The 14327-nt window shown below is 53.2% G+C and carries 11 protein-coding genes and 3 tRNA genes; 12 read left to right on the top strand and 2 right to left on the bottom strand.

The window, feature by feature from the left end; translation table 11 throughout:
* Positions 1-18: 18 nt before the first annotated feature.
* Positions 19-2616, bottom strand: a complete 2598-nt coding sequence (gene mutS, locus ACK3CJ_RS17370; RefSeq protein ID WP_409523467.1) for a DNA mismatch repair protein MutS — start codon at positions 2614-2616, stop codon at positions 19-21.
* Between the two features lie 111 nt (positions 2617-2727).
* On the opposite strand from mutS, the gene ACK3CJ_RS17365 reads away from it, so the two are divergent.
* The 12 genes from ACK3CJ_RS17365 to ACK3CJ_RS17310 all read left to right on the top strand — a co-directional run bounded on the left by ACK3CJ_RS17365 (position 2728) and on the right by ACK3CJ_RS17310 (position 13315).
* Positions 2728-3204, top strand: a complete 477-nt coding sequence (locus tag ACK3CJ_RS17365; RefSeq protein ID WP_409523466.1) for a CinA family protein — start codon at positions 2728-2730, stop codon at positions 3202-3204.
* 78 nt (positions 3205-3282) lie between these two features.
* Positions 3283-4326: a recombinase RecA gene (gene recA / locus ACK3CJ_RS17360; protein WP_409523465.1), complete on the top strand. Its 1044-nt coding sequence runs from the start codon at positions 3283-3285 to the stop codon at positions 4324-4326.
* A gap of 51 nt (positions 4327-4377) precedes the next feature.
* Positions 4378-4848 (top strand): regulatory protein RecX, encoded by a 471-nt coding sequence (locus ACK3CJ_RS17355; protein ID WP_409523464.1) that lies wholly within the window; start codon positions 4378-4380, stop codon positions 4846-4848.
* A 141-nt stretch (positions 4849-4989) separates the two neighbouring features.
* The gene (alaS, locus tag ACK3CJ_RS17350) at positions 4990-7581 is read left to right on the top strand and encodes an alanine--tRNA ligase (RefSeq protein WP_409526611.1); all 2592 of its coding nucleotides are present in this window, start codon (positions 4990-4992) and stop codon (positions 7579-7581) included.
* A gap of 46 nt (positions 7582-7627) precedes the next feature.
* Positions 7628-8863: an aspartate kinase gene (locus tag ACK3CJ_RS17345; protein ID WP_409523463.1), complete on the top strand. Its 1236-nt coding sequence runs from the start codon at positions 7628-7630 to the stop codon at positions 8861-8863.
* Between the two features lie 168 nt (positions 8864-9031).
* A complete protein-coding gene (csrA, locus tag ACK3CJ_RS17340; protein ID WP_409523462.1) occupies positions 9032-9220 on the top strand; it encodes a carbon storage regulator CsrA in 189 nt (62 codons plus the stop codon).
* Between the two features lie 61 nt (positions 9221-9281).
* Positions 9282-9371, top strand: a tRNA-Ser gene (locus ACK3CJ_RS17335).
* Positions 9372-9384: 13 nt separating this feature from the next.
* Positions 9385-9461: transfer RNA gene (locus ACK3CJ_RS17330), tRNA-Arg, on the top strand.
* 36 nt (positions 9462-9497) lie between these two features.
* A tRNA-Arg gene (locus tag ACK3CJ_RS17325) sits at positions 9498-9574 on the top strand.
* A gap of 309 nt (positions 9575-9883) precedes the next feature.
* Complete coding sequence (locus ACK3CJ_RS17320; RefSeq protein ID WP_409523461.1) at positions 9884-10135, top strand: OadG family protein; 252 nt, start codon at positions 9884-9886, stop codon at positions 10133-10135.
* A 45-nt stretch (positions 10136-10180) separates the two neighbouring features.
* Positions 10181-12001: a sodium-extruding oxaloacetate decarboxylase subunit alpha gene (oadA, locus tag ACK3CJ_RS17315; RefSeq protein WP_409523460.1), complete on the top strand. Its 1821-nt coding sequence runs from the start codon at positions 10181-10183 to the stop codon at positions 11999-12001.
* Positions 12002-12013: 12 nt separating this feature from the next.
* Positions 12014-13315: a sodium ion-translocating decarboxylase subunit beta gene (locus ACK3CJ_RS17310; RefSeq protein ID WP_409523459.1), complete on the top strand. Its 1302-nt coding sequence runs from the start codon at positions 12014-12016 to the stop codon at positions 13313-13315.
* A 45-nt stretch (positions 13316-13360) separates the two neighbouring features.
* Here the strand turns inward: ACK3CJ_RS17310 and ACK3CJ_RS17305 are convergent, their stop codons facing one another.
* Entirely contained in the window at positions 13361-14230 is an 870-nt protein-coding gene (locus tag ACK3CJ_RS17305) for a LysR family transcriptional regulator (protein WP_409523458.1), read from the bottom strand.
* Between the last annotated feature and the right edge of the window lie 97 nt (positions 14231-14327).

The following is a 14327-nucleotide window of genomic DNA, read 5'->3' as shown; positions in this document are numbered from 1 at the left end:
TGGTGCTGCTTGCGCATCTCAGTGGATGATTTTTTTCAACTCATACAAAAGATCCAGCGCCTCTCTCGGTGAGAGATCATCCGGCTTGATCTGGGCCAGTTTTTTCTCAACCTCGGAAGGTACCGGGGCAATGAACAGATCGGACTGCAGTGGTTGTTCTGACTGCCGCTGACGTGTCGGAGCGGGTCGCATCTCGCTGGCACGACTGTCCTGCTCCAGTTGGATCAGCTTGTCCTGAGCTTCCTCTATGACGCTACGCGGAACGCCAGCAAGCCTGGCAACCTGCAGGCCATAGCTCTGGCTGGCAGCTCCCTCCTGCACCTCGTGCATGAACACGATATGATCATTGTGCTCCACAGCGGTCAGATGCACATTGGCGATCCCTTCGCCTTTCTCCGGCAAGGTGGTCAGTTCGAAATAGTGCGTTGCAAACAGAGTGAAGGCACGAATCTCGCGGGCCAGATATTCGGCGCAGGACCAGGCAAGCGAAAGGCCATCAAAGGTACTGGTGCCGCGTCCGACCTCATCCATCAGTACCAGACTGCGTTCAGTTGCATTGTGCAGGATGTTGGCTGTCTCGTTCATCTCTACCATGAAGGTTGAGCGCCCACCCGCAAGATCATCAGAAGAGCCCATGCGGGTGAATACTCTGTCCACAATGCCGATACGCGAGCTGACTGCTGGCACGTGGCTACCGATGTGAGCAAGCAACGTGATCAAAGCCGTTTGGCGCATATAGGTGGATTTACCCCCCATGTTCGGGCCAGTGATGATCAGCATGCGCCGCTCAGGATTGAGCCTGAGGTCATTGGCAATAAACGGCTCGGCCGATACTGCTTCCACAACTGGATGACGTCCCTGGATGATTTCAATACCCGGTTCATCCGTCAGCACCGGCGCGCTGTAGTTCAGTGTGTCGGCACGCTCTGCCAGAGTGTTGAGCACATCCAGCTCAGCCAGGGCGCTGGCGCTGTTCTGCAGCGGAGTCAGCAGCTCTGCGATGCTGTCCAGTAACTCATCATAGAGCTGTTTTTCCCTGGCCAGAGCGCGCCCCTTGGCGCTTAATGCCTTGTCTTCAAACTCTTTCAGTTCAGGCGTGATGTAGCGTTCGGCATTTTTCAGTGTCTGGCGCCGGATATAATCAGCCGGTACCGACTCAGCCTGAGAGCGGCTGAGCTCAATAAAGTAGCCATGTACGCGATTGTAACCCACCTTGAGTGTGGCTAGTCCGGTGCGTTCACGCTCACGCAACTCAAGTTGCACAAGGTAATCACCGGCGTTTTCGCTGATACCACGTAGTTCATCCAGTTCGGCATCATAACCTGGAGCAATCACGCCGCCTTCACGCATTACCACGGGTGGTCCATCAATGATGGCTGTTGCGAGCAGTTGTGCCAGATCAGGAAACTCACCTGTCTCGGATGCGATGCGTGTCACCAGTTCTGAATCGGTGCTGCTCAGATGCGTCTGCAGGGCAGGTAAGGCATCGAGTGCATGGCGCAGGCGCTCAAGATCGCGTGGGCGGGCCGAGCGCAGGGCTACACGGGACAGTATGCGCTCGACATCACCGATCGGCCGCAGCCCCTCAGCGATCTGCTCATGCCGATACTCCAGTTTAAGCCAGCGTATCGCATCTTGTCGCGCATGAAGGGCACTGATACTGCGCAGAGGGCGATGCAACCAGCGCCTGAGCAGTCGGCTGCCCATCGGGGTATGGCACTTGTCCAGAACGGAGCACAGGGTATTATCGCGGCCGCCGCTGAGATTTGTATCCAGCTCAAGATTACGACGTGTCGAGGCATCCATGACCACTGCATCCTGGCGCTGCTCTACCTGCAGGCGTCGGATGTGTGGCAGGGCGGTGCGTTGCGTGTCGCGCGCATACTGCAACAGACATCCTGCAGCGGCGATTGCCAGCGGCAGATGGCTGCAGCCGAAACCGCTGAGATCACGAGTATTGAACTGCTGGCAGAGTAACGATGTGGCCGTGTCCAGTTCAAATAGCCAGGGGCCTTGTAAGCGTAGCCCACGACGCTTTCTGTAGAGCTCTGCTGCACGTCCCTGGTCGGGGCAGAGCAGTTCGGCAGGTTGCAGGCGCTCAATTTCACTGAGTAATCCTTCTTCCGAGTCCAGCTCCAGAATGCTGAAACGGCCGGAACTGATATCCACCTGTGCCAGGCCGTAATGACCATCATGCTCACTGATAGCCACCAGCAGGTTGTCGCGGGCCGAATCCAGAAAGGCCTCTTCGCTCAGCGTGCCGGGTGTGACTACCCGCATCACCTGGCGATCTACAGGGCCCTTACTGGTGGCTGGGTCACCCACCTGCTCACAGATCGCAACCGACTCACCGGCTTTGACGATGCGTGCGATATAGTTTTCGGCCGCATGGTAGGGAATGCCTGCCATCGGGATCGGTTGGCCGCCGGATTTACCGCGGGCAGTGAGTGAAATGTCGAGCAGTTGCGAGGCGCGTTTGGCATCATCGAAGAACAGCTCGTAGAAATCACCCATGCGGTAAAAGAGCAGTTGGTGCGGATGCTGAGCCTTGATGCGCAGATACTGCTGCATCATCGGGGTATGCTGTTGCAGTTGCGTGCTAGTATCTGAGTTCATGGTAACCGGGATCTGCCTTGTCGGAGAGTTGAAGCTGTGCATAGCGAAGAAAGCAAACGATCATTCTACGTCAAATGGCAGTCTGATCGTAGTCGTGTTGAGGATTGAATAATGAAAAATCTGGTTGAGAGGGTTGCTCAGCATCTGCTGGAAAAAGGGGTGAGCATGGCAGCGGCCGAGTCCTGTACCGGCGGCTGGGTGTCTCAGGCGGCAACTGCAATACCCGGAAGTTCGCGTTGGTTTGATTGTGGTTTCGTCACCTATTCAAACCATGCCAAGCAGCAGATGCTGGGGGTACCTGCTGAGTTGATTGATACTTACGGTGCGGTCAGTGAACCGGTGGTGGTGGCGATGGCAGAGGGGGCGTTACAGCGTAGTCTGGCAGATATTACGGTATCCATCAGTGGAGTGGCAGGACCGGATGGTGGTACGGAGCGTAAGCCGGTCGGGACGGTCTGGTTTGCCTGGGCTGTGAGAGGGAGTCCGACTGTTTCCTGTCTGAGTTACTTCAGTGGAGATCGGGAAGAGGTGCGCAGACAGGCGGTGGAGCAGGCGTTGGAAGGGATTATGGCTTATTTGCCACACTAGGCTTGCATTCTGGAATCGATGTGGAATAATACTGTCCAGATATACAGTGTTTTTGATCTCAACGGGCAGAGGTGAGTAATGGACGATAATAGAAAGAAAGCGCTGGATGCTGCGCTTTCCCAGATCGAACGTCAGTTTGGTAAAGGCGCAGTCATGCGCATGGGTGATAATCCGCGTGAAGCGATTCCCAGCGTCTCAACCGGCTCTCTCGGTCTGGATATTGCTCTGGGTCTGGGAGGCCTGCCTTATGGTCGTGTTGTTGAGATCTATGGACCTGAGTCGTCAGGTAAGACGACGCTGACACTGCAGGTGATTGCAGAAGCTCAGAAGCAAGGCAAAACCTGTGCCTTTGTCGATGCCGAGCATGCACTGGATCCTATTTACGCCGAAAAGCTGGGCGTCAATATCGATAACCTGCTGGTCTCTCAGCCGGATACGGGTGAGCAGGCGCTCGAAATCACCGATATGCTGGTGCGCTCCAATGCGGTTGACGTGATCATTGTCGATTCTGTTGCGGCCCTGACGCCCAAGGCCGAAATTGAAGGCGACATGGGTGACTCTCATGTCGGCCTGCAAGCACGCTTGATGTCTCAAGCGCTGCGTAAACTGACCGGCAGCGTCAAAAATGCGAACTGCCTACTGGTATTCATCAACCAGATTCGTATGAAAATTGGCGTCATGTTCGGTTCACCAGAAACCACTACCGGTGGTAATGCGCTTAAATTTTATGCCTCTGTGCGCCTTGATATTCGTCGTATCGGTTCGGTGAAGCAGGGTGAAGAGGTGGTCGGTAACGAAACGCGCGTCAAGGTGGTGAAGAACAAGGTCGCCCCACCGTTCAAGCAGGCCGAGTTCCAGATCATGTATGGCAGTGGTATTTACCGCTTGGGTGAAGTGATTGATCTGGGTGTCAAGGAAGGGCTGGTAGACAAGTCCGGTGCCTGGTATGCCTACAAGGGTGAAAAGATCGGTCAGGGCAAGGCGAATGCGGCCAAGTACCTTGAAGAACATCCGGAGATGGGTCAGGAGATTGAAGCCGAGATCCGTAAACGTCTGCTTGCGGTTGTGCCGCCTAAAGCAGAAGTGGAAGAGAAGGAATCAGCGCAGCTGGACCTTTCCTGATGAGATAACCGGAGGGCAGGGATGCTCTCTTGTATGAGATGAGGGATGGATATGTCAGATACGGTCACTGATTCAGAGCTTAGAGTCTCAGCGATTGGGTTGCTGGCTCGGCGTGAGTATTCACGCGCTGAGCTGCAGCAGAGATTACAGCGCAAAGCATCAGCTGAGCAGGTCGAGTCCGTTCTGGACCGGCTTCAAAACGATGGGTACCAGAGCGACAAGCGTTTTGCCGAGGTATTTATCCGCAACAGAATCTCCCAAGGTCAGGGAGAGATCAAGATCCGCTACGAACTGCGACAGAAGGGTGTTTCCGATGAGTTGGTCAGTGCCGCTCTCCAGGAGGCTGATCCCGATTGGTTTGCTCTGGCATTGAGCGTGCGCGAAAGGCGCTTTCCAATGGACTCTTCAACAGACATCAAAACTCAGGCCAAACAGCTGCGCCACCTCGTTGGACGTGGTTTTTCCTATGACCAAGCGCGTTATGCATTAAGTGCATCAGATATTCCTGATTTTGATATATAAAAATTATCGTACATTTTCTGCACACGTTATATAATACGTCCCCATTTTTGCATCAAAAGCGCCGGTTGACGCCTGATCGCTTGAGGCGTCCGGCTGGGCTCTGCAAACCGTACCCAGGCAACGGAACGTTATATGAAATACATGACAAGTGCACAGATACGTCAGGCTTTCCTCGACTACTTCAATCAGCAGGGACACGAGATTGTTCCCTCAAGCTCACTGATTCCGGGCAATGATCCGACATTGTTGTTTACCAATGCGGGTATGGTGCAGTTCAAAGACGTGTTTCTGGGTACTGATAAACGTTCCTATAGCCGCGCGGTGACATCACAGCGCTGTGTGCGCGCCGGTGGCAAACATAACGATCTTGAAAATGTCGGTTATACGGCACGCCACCATACCTTCTTCGAAATGCTGGGTAACTTCAGTTTCGGTGATTACTTCAAGCCGGAAGCGATCCGCTTTGCCTGGACGTTCCTGACGGAAGTGATGGGATTGCCGAAAGAGCGTCTGTGGGTGACGGTCCATCACAGTGATGATGAGGCGGAAAAGATCTGGAAGGAGGAAATAGGCGTCGATCCTGAGCGTTTCTCCAAGCTGGATGAGGACAATTTCTGGTCCATGGGCGATACCGGTCCCTGCGGCCCTTGTACCGAGATCTTTTTTGATCATGGTCCCGAGGTGGCGGGTGGCCCTCCAGGCAGCCCTGATGAAGATGGTGATCGCTATATCGAGATCTGGAACATCGTATTCATGCAGTATAACCGTTCAAGCGATGGCAGTATGACGCCGCTGCCCAAGCCTTCGGTTGATACCGGCATGGGCCTGGAGCGTGTGTCTGCCGTGTTGCAGCATGTACACAGCAACTATGAGATAGATCTGTTTCAGAATCTGCTCAAGGCAGCTGCCGATGTACTTGGATTTCAGGATACTACGCACAAGTCATTGCGCGTGATTGCCGACCATATCCGCTCCGGTGTGTTTCTGGTAATTGATGGTGTTGTGCCCTCCAATGAGGGTCGTGGTTATGTTCTGCGCAGAATTATTCGCCGCGCCATTCGCCATGGTAACAAGCTGGGTGCCCGTGATGCCTTCTTTCATAAGCTGGTGGCTGCACTGGTCGCCGAGATGGGTGAGGCCTATCCGGAGCTGGTCAGAATGCAGGCTCAGGTGGAGCAGGTGTTGCTGAAAGAGGAGCAGCAGTTTGCGCGTACGCTCGAAAATGGCATGAGTATTCTGGAGCAGGCAATTACGGATCTGGAAGACAAAATCATTCCCGGTGATACCGTGTTCAAGCTTTACGACACTTATGGTTTTCCTGTTGACCTGACTGCCGATGTTGCACGAGAGCATGAGCTGACGGTGGATATGGAAGGCTTCGAACGTGAAATGGAGCAGCAAAAAGCGCGTGCGCGGGCGGCTGGGCAGTTTAATGTTGACTACAATGCGCAGCTGGATCTGGAAGGGGAAACCCGGTTCAGTGGTTATGATGCACTGGAAGATCAAGCAACAGTGTTGGCGCTCTTTCGCGATGGGCAGGCGGTAAACGAGCTTGCGGCGGGAGAAGCGGGTATGGTGGTATTGGAAAATACCGCTTTTTATGCCGAGTCGGGCGGCCAGGTCGGTGATGCCGGTTACTTGCGCTGGGATCGCGGACAGTTTGTTGTCAGCGATTGCACCAAAGAGAGTGGGCATCATCTGCATCATGGAAAGCTGACTGAGGGTGTGCTGTCTGTCGGTGATAAGGTAAGCACTGAAGTGGATCGCAGCAGGCGCCAGGCGACGGCACTTAACCATTCGGCCACACATTTGCTGCATGCAGCACTGCGTCAGGTGCTGGGTGAACATGTTTTACAGAAGGGGTCGCTGGTAGACGCTGAGCGTCTGCGTTTTGACTTCTCTCATTTTGAAGCCGTTACCGCTGAACAGCTGCGTGAGATCGAAACGCTTGTAAATGGGCAGATCCGCCTGAATAGTGCCGTTGAAACCGAAGTGATGTCGCTTGATGAGGCTAAGGCCAGAGGGGCAATGGCGCTGTTCGGTGAGAAGTATGACAATGATGTTCGAGTGCTCAGAATGGGCGAGTTTTCAATAGAGCTCTGTGGCGGTACACATGCGGCTCGTACGGGCGATATCGGTCTGCTGAAAATCACGGCCGAAAGCGGTATTGCAGCGGGTGTGCGCCGCATCGAAGCAGTGACAGGTGTGAATGCGCTGGCTCGCCTTGAAGAGGCGGAAAACACCATCAGTGAAATAGCGGCACTGCTGAAGGGGTCGAAAAACCTCGTGCTGGATAAAGTGCGTGCGTTGCATGAGCGCAACCGTCAACTGGAAAAAGAGATAGAGCGCTTGAGTGCCAAATTGGCATCGGCACAAAGTGGTGATCTGCTCTCTCAGGCGCTTGATGTGAAAGGCATCAAGGTGCTGGCCACAAAAGTGGAGGGCGTGGATGCCAAGGCATTGCGTGATTTGCTGGATCAACTGAAGAGCAAAATAGGAAGTGGCGTGATCGTGTTGCTTGCTGAGCAGGATGGCAAGGTCAGCATCGTAGCCGGTGTTACTCAGGATCTGACTGCGCGCGTCAAGGCGGGTGATCTGGTGCGAGAGCTGGCTGCAAAGCTCGGTGGCAAGGGCGGTGGACGCCCGGATATGGCTCAGGGCGGCGGTGTAGACGTTGCAGGTATGGCTGATGCGCTGGCGATGGTGCCGGAGCTGGTTGAGGCAGTAGCCTAGTTTTCATGTTGCCTGCAAGGCAGGCAGATCAGGAGAGAGTGATAAGATGGCATTGTACGTACAGAAGTACGGAGGTACCTCGGTCGGCTCTGTCGAGCGCATTGAGGCCGTGGCCGATAAGGTCAAGGGCTTCAGGGATCGTGGTGATGATGTTGTAGTGGTGCTGTCTGCCATGAGCGGAGAGACCAATCGTCTGATCGGACTGGCAAAAGATATTCAGGCGCAACCTAATGCGCGTGAACTGGATGTGCTGGTATCTACGGGTGAGCAGGTCACTATTGCTCTGTTGTGCATGGCGCTGCATAAGCGCGGTGTTGATGCGCGCTCCTATACCGGTGGTCAGGTACGTATCAGAACGGATAATACCCATACCAAAGCGCGTATTCAGGATATTGAAACTGAGCGCATGCGTGCAGATCTTGATGCTGGCCGTGTGGTGGTGGTGGCTGGATTCCAGGGGGTTGATGATAATGGCAATATCACGACTCTGGGACGAGGCGGCTCTGATACCACAGGTGTCGCTCTGGCAGCCGCCCTGAAGGCGGATGAGTGTCAGATCTATACTGATGTGGATGGCGTATATACAACCGATCCTCGCGTGGTGGAGGATGCCAGAAGGTTGGATAAAATCACCTTCGAAGAGATGCTGGAGATGGCCAGTCTGGGGTCGAAAGTACTCCAGATTCGTAGTGTGGAATTTGCTGGCAAGTACAAGGTGCCCCTGCGAGTACTGTCCAGCTTTGTCGATGGTCCGGGCACATTGATCACAATAGAGGATGACAATACCGTGGAAAAACCGGTTATCTCAGGCATTGCGTTCAATCGTGATGAGGCAAAACTGACTGTTATCGGCGTACCGGATATACCAGGTGTTGCTTCGCGCATCCTTGGTCCTATCAGTCGTGCTAACATAGAAGTGGATATGATCGTGCAGAATGTTGCAGCTGATCAGACCACAGACTTCACCTTCACTGTGCATCGTAATGACTACGAAAAGGCACAGAAGATTCTTGAGCAGGTTGTTGCTGAGCTGGGTGCGCGTGAGTGTGCCGGTGACAACAAGATTGCCAAGGTGTCTATCGTCGGTGTGGGTATGCGTTCGCATGCAGGTGTTGCCAGCAAAATGTTCGATGCGCTGGCAAATGAGAATATCAATATCCAGATGATCTCGACTTCTGAAATCAAGGTGTCGGTGGTTATCGCAGAAAAGTATCTGGAGCTTGCAGTCAGGGCTCTGCACTCTTCGTTTAACCTGGACTCTTCGGATACAGTATCGGAGTGACGAAAACAGCATGTTGCTCTATAGTGATATGCTGCAGGCCCGGAAAATGGAACACCGAAAGCTCTGCTTTGAGTCTGGATGTCGCTTTGCGCAGACAGCTTCCCGGTTGTGGCACAGTGTTCCATGAAGTGACGGAATTCAGCTAACAGGACATAAAAGGAGATTCATATGCTGATTCTTACGCGTCGCGTTGGAGAGACGCTCATGGTGGGTGACGATGTCACGGTGACAGTACTTGGGGTCAAGGGGAACCAGGTTCGTATCGGTGTCAATGCGCCTAAAGATGTTTCAGTACATCGTGAAGAGATTTACCAGCGCATACAGCGTGAAAAAGACGAAGGTGAAAATAAAGAGTAAGTTTTTGAAAATTTACCTTTTAATTTGCGCGAGTCTTTTGTAACATACGCGCCGTTGTCGAGGTGAGATGGCCGAGTGGCTGAAGGCGCGCCCCTGCTAAGGGCGTATAGGGGAAACTCTATCGAGGGTTCGAATCCCTCTCTCACCGCCATTTTTTTGTGTATGCGCCCGTAGCTCAGCTGGATAGAGTACCTGGCTACGAACCAGGCGGTCAGAGGTTCGAATCCTCTCGGGCGCGCCACACAATAAAAGAATTCAAGGCAACGGCTTTATGTGTGCGCCCGTAGCTCAGCTGGATAGAGTACCTGGCTACGAACCAGGCGGTCAGAGGTTCGAATCCTCTCGGGCGCGCCATTTCTTCTGAATTTTCATTTTTCAATCTTTGAACAGCTCGTTCACAAAACCCTTCAAGCCGTTCTGATATTTTTAATAAGTACCCTGAGGCATTCAACTGCTGCCATCAGCACCGTTGGCGATCTGTTTTTCCCCACCTGCATCATCCATGATCTATGCGTATCGTCTGCAGCTTGTTGATTTCATGTTATCTGTGTAAAAAAACTACATTCCGAAACCAGGATTGCATCTACTTGCAGATCTGAGCTTAAATAGACTAAAAGATGCTCTACCAATCTGAAATTTGATAACTTTCGGGAGTTGCACCAGATGGATGAACTGTTGGCTGAAGGCTTTACCCTCATGGCCTTTGGAATGGGATTTGTTGTCGTCTTCCTGACACTGTTGATCGTCGTGACCATGCTGATGTCATGGCTGGTGGTGCGCTTTGAGCCTGCACCTGTCGTTAAGCCTGTAAAAGCAAAGACGATTTCAACTCAGACAGCTTCGAATGATGCACAACTGACGGCTGTCATGTCAGCTGCAATACACAAATATCGCTCCCGCCGTAACGGTCAGTAATTTCAATATTTCAATATTTCAATAATTAAAGAGAAAGGCAATCTCATGTCAGACGCAAAGAAACCGCTTGGCATTACCGAGCTCGTGCTGCGAGATGGACATCAGTCACTGTTGGCGACCCGTATGCGCCTTGATGACATGCTCCCCATCGCCGACAAACTGGATAAAGTCGGCTACTGGTCTACTGAGAGCTGGGGTGGTGCTACCTTCGATTCCTGCATCCGCTATCTCGGAGAAGATCCCTGGGTACGTATTCGTGAATTGAAGGCTGCGATGCCCAATACACGTCAGCAGATGCTGCTGCGTGGTCAGAATCTTCTCGGCTATCGCCATTATGCCGATGACGTGGTGGCCAGATTCGTTGAGCGTGCGGCGAAAAACGGTGTTGACGTGTTCCGTATCTTTGATGCGATGAACGATCCACGTAACCTCGAAGCCGCCATCAAGGCTGTCAAGGAAACCGGCAAGCACGCACAGGGCACCATGTCTTATACCACCAGCCGTGTGCACACGCTGGATATGTGGGTGGACTATGCCAAACGTCTGGAAGATATGGGTGCAGACTCCATCGCCATCAAGGATATGTCAGGTATCCTGACCCCATATGATGCTTATGATCTGGTGTCTCGTCTGAAGTCGCAGACTCAGCTCGAAGTACAGCTGCAGTCACATGCGACTTCGGGTCTGGCTGATATGACGTTGCTGAAGGCGATAGAAGCCGGCATAGATCGCGTTGACGCCTCTATCTCTTCCATGTCGATGACCTATGGCCATACAGCGACAGAAACGGTTGTGGCTGCCTTGCAGGGCCAGGAGCGTGATACCGGACTGAATCTTGAATTGCTTGAAGAGATCGCCGCTTATTTCCGCCAGGTGCGGAAAAAGTATGCGAAATTCGAGGGATCACTGCGTGGTACCGATTCGCGAATCCTGCTGGCTCAGGTACCGGGCGGTATGCTGACCAATATGGAGGGGCAGCTCAAGGAGCAGGGTGCCGCGGACAAGTTTGATGAAGTACTGGCTGAGATCCCGAAAGTGCGTGAAGACCTGGGTCTGATCCCGCTGGTAACACCGACGTCTCAGATCGTAGGTACTCAGGCAGTAATCAACGTACTGGTGGGTGAGCGTTACAAATCCATATCCAAGGAGGTTCAGGCGATCCTCAAGGGCGAATATGGCGCTGCACCGGCTCCTTACAACAAAGAGTTGCAGGATCGTGTGCTGAATGGCGCTGAGCCGATCACCTGTCGTCCTGCGGATATGATCGACGATGAGATGGATAAGCTCACTACCGAACTGAAGCAGATCGCAGCGGATAAGAGTATCAAACTCGAGTCCGATGAGCGTTTGGTGGATGATGTCCTGACCTACGCCCTGTTTCCGCAGATCGGCCTCAAGTTCCTCGAAAATCGCGGTAACCCGGATGCCTTTGAACCAGCTCCGACAGATGCCAGCGTGCCTGCTGCTCAGACTGAAGCCGCGCTACCGGCAACCAAGGCTGCCGCTTCAGGGCCAGAGGTGTACACGCTGACAGTCAACGGGCAGAAATATGTGGTGGAAGTTAACGAGGGTGGTGATATCACTTCCGTCAATCAGCCTTCCACTGCTCCTGCTGCCGCTCCGACAGCAGCGCCTGCAGCAGTAGCTGCCAGCGGTGAGGCAGTACCCGCACCACTGGCTGGTAATATCTGGAAAGTCGAGGTGACGGCTGGAGAGGCGGTACAGGAAGGTGATGTACTGTTGATCCTCGAAGCGATGAAAATGGAAACCGAGGTCCGTGCGGCTCGTGACGGTACTGTGGTCACTGTTGATGTTAAAGAGGGTGATGCCGTGCAGGTTGGCGATACCCTGATTACTCTGGCGTGAGGCTTCGATTAAATGGATAATCTCCTGGAAATCTGGGTAGCCTCGGGGGCATACAACCTCAAGGCCGGTCAGCTGGTGATGATCATAGTGGGTCTGTTTCTGCTTTATCTTGCTATCAAGAAAAAGTTTGAACCACTGCTACTGCTGCCGATCGGTTTCGGCGGCATCCTTGCCAACATCCCGCAGGCGGGTCTGGCATTGTCGGCTGTTGATAATGCGATCTACATGGGTGGGCCTCAGTTCCTGACTGAGCTGTCCAATCTGCTTGGCGTTGCATCAGGGGCTGTTTCTGAGCTGACTGAGGCATATCGCGGTGCCGAGCCATCGTTGAAGTCAGCGGCTACGCTGCTGGCTCAGGATGCCGGATACAATCATGGCATGCTCTACATGTTCTACTCAGTGACGGTTGCTTCAGGTGCAGCACCACTGATTATTTTCATGGGTGTTGGTGCCATGACCGACTTCGGTCCGTTGCTGGCTAACCCAAGGACTCTGTGGCTTGGAGCTGCTGCTCAGTTCGGCATTTTTGCTACGGTACTGGGTGCCATCGGCATGACCATGCTCGGCATAGTGGATTTTTCGATTCAGGATGCTGCCGCAATTGGTATCATTGGTGGAGCTGATGGTCCGACAGCGATTTATGTCGCTACAGTCCTGGCGCCTCATCTGCTGGGTGCAATTGCCGTCTCCGCCTATGCCTACATGGCACTGGTGCCGATGGTGCAACCACCGATCATGCGTCTGCTGACTACTCAGCGTGAACGTCAGATCAAGATGAGCCAGTTGCGCCCGGTATCAAAGACAGAGAAGATCCTTTTCCCTATCTTGCTGATGGTGCTGGTGGGTATGCTGCTGCCGGATGCTGCGCCGCTGCTGGGTATGTTCTGCTTCGGTAACCTGATGCGTGAGTGTGGCGTAGTTGACAGGCTGAGTGATACGGCTCAGAACGCGCTGATCAACATTGTCACGATCTTTCTGGGTCTCTCTGTCGGCTCCCAGTTGGTGGCCAGTAAGTTCCTGGATATTCAGACACTGGGTATCATGGTTCTGGGTATTATTGCATTTGCTATCGGTACCGCTTCTGGCGTCTTGATGGCCAAGGTCATGAATGTTCTGATGGGCGGTAATGCGATCAATCCGTTGATTGGTTCCGCTGGTGTATCGGCGGTGCCTATGGCAGCTCGCGTATCCAACAAACTGGGTCTGGAAGCCAACTCACAGAACTTCCTGCTGATGCATGCAATGGGCCCGAATGTGGCGGGTGTTATCGGATCTGCGATTGCGGCAGGTGTGATGATCAAGTTCGTAGGTTGATCTGTTAATAGGCTGACCTGTTAAACAGACAGTCTGAACTCGAGCCTAAACCGATCGGGTGGTACCGACGGCAAACTGACTGATCTGCTGCCTTGCTTCCTGCAGGGCAGCAAACAGACTGTTCGGTACCGCCTGATGCTTGTCATGAGTCAGTCCTACATGTCTGACCAGATGTACCCCCTCTATCTCACGAATACAGATATCCGGCCGCTGGTTATGCGAATGCAGCGGAATAATGGATACGCCTACTCCCGCCGCCACCAGATCCAGAGCATACTCCTCCGTTTTGACAACCGCTTTCACATTCAATGAGATATGCTGGCGTTGTGTCAGATAATTCCATTGCTGAATAACATCGCAAGGCGAGCGACTGACAAAAGGCATCTGATCGAGCTGGTTGAGTGAAACCTGCTCCTGATCCGATAGCTCATGGCCGACCGGCATGGCCAGAACATAGTGATCATCCCATAGATGATGAAACGCCTCCTTTTGATTGTTGCACAGGCTCTGACAGGTAAGTCTGAGTTCTGCTTCCTCATCAAAGTCCACCAACGTGAGATCAACCCCGGGTATCGTTTGCAGCAGAGTTTTCAGCAGCAGACTGACGCGCTGGCCTGAAAGAAATGGCATCAGTGAGATACTCACTGGCAGCCGGTCGGCAGGTTCTTCAAACAGGGTTTTGATTGCCCGTGATGCTTGCAGCAGGCTGCAGGCTTGTGGATAAAGTTTAGTCGCCTGCGCGGTGGGGGTAACGCCCTTCGCGTGTCGGATGAACAATGGCTGTCCGAGTTGATCTTCCAATATCGAGATAGCTGCAGAAATAGAAGGCTGTGAGATAAAGCAGCGCTTGGATGCGGCGCTCAGGCTCAGTTCCTCGTAGGCAGCGACAAAGTAACGAAGATTTCTCAGTTCCATGCTTGCTCACTCATCAGTCAGGAAAGAGATCTAATATAGGCAATAACTTTAAATATTTCTATATGGTAAAGCTTTTATCTATGCCTGATGCAGGAAA

The organism is Nitrincola salilacus, assembly GCF_046271865.1.
Lineage (GTDB): Bacteria > Pseudomonadota > Gammaproteobacteria > Pseudomonadales > Balneatricaceae > Nitrincola > Nitrincola salilacus.
Note: the sequence above shows the minus strand (reverse complement) of the source record. Positions and strands in the feature narration are given on the sequence as shown.

Bases quoted from the DNA above. Each gene is read 5' to 3' on its own strand.
- mutS (WP_409523467.1), bottom strand. From the start codon at position 2,616: ATGAACTCAGATACTAGCACGCAACTGCAACAGCATACCCCGATGATG.
- ACK3CJ_RS17365 (WP_409523466.1), top strand. From the start codon at position 2,728: ATGAAAAATCTGGTTGAGAGGGTTGCTCAGCATCTGCTGGAAAAAGGG.
- recA (WP_409523465.1), top strand. From the start codon at position 3,283: ATGGACGATAATAGAAAGAAAGCGCTGGATGCTGCGCTTTCCCAGATC.
- ACK3CJ_RS17355 (WP_409523464.1), top strand. From the start codon at position 4,378: ATGTCAGATACGGTCACTGATTCAGAGCTTAGAGTCTCAGCGATTGGG.
- alaS (WP_409526611.1), top strand. From the start codon at position 4,990: ATGACAAGTGCACAGATACGTCAGGCTTTCCTCGACTACTTCAATCAG.
- ACK3CJ_RS17345 (WP_409523463.1), top strand. From the start codon at position 7,628: ATGGCATTGTACGTACAGAAGTACGGAGGTACCTCGGTCGGCTCTGTC.
- csrA (WP_409523462.1), top strand. From the start codon at position 9,032: ATGCTGATTCTTACGCGTCGCGTTGGAGAGACGCTCATGGTGGGTGAC.
- ACK3CJ_RS17320 (WP_409523461.1), top strand. From the start codon at position 9,884: ATGGATGAACTGTTGGCTGAAGGCTTTACCCTCATGGCCTTTGGAATG.
- oadA (WP_409523460.1), top strand. From the start codon at position 10,181: ATGTCAGACGCAAAGAAACCGCTTGGCATTACCGAGCTCGTGCTGCGA.
- ACK3CJ_RS17310 (WP_409523459.1), top strand. From the start codon at position 12,014: ATGGATAATCTCCTGGAAATCTGGGTAGCCTCGGGGGCATACAACCTC.
- ACK3CJ_RS17305 (WP_409523458.1), bottom strand. From the start codon at position 14,230: ATGGAACTGAGAAATCTTCGTTACTTTGTCGCTGCCTACGAGGAACTG.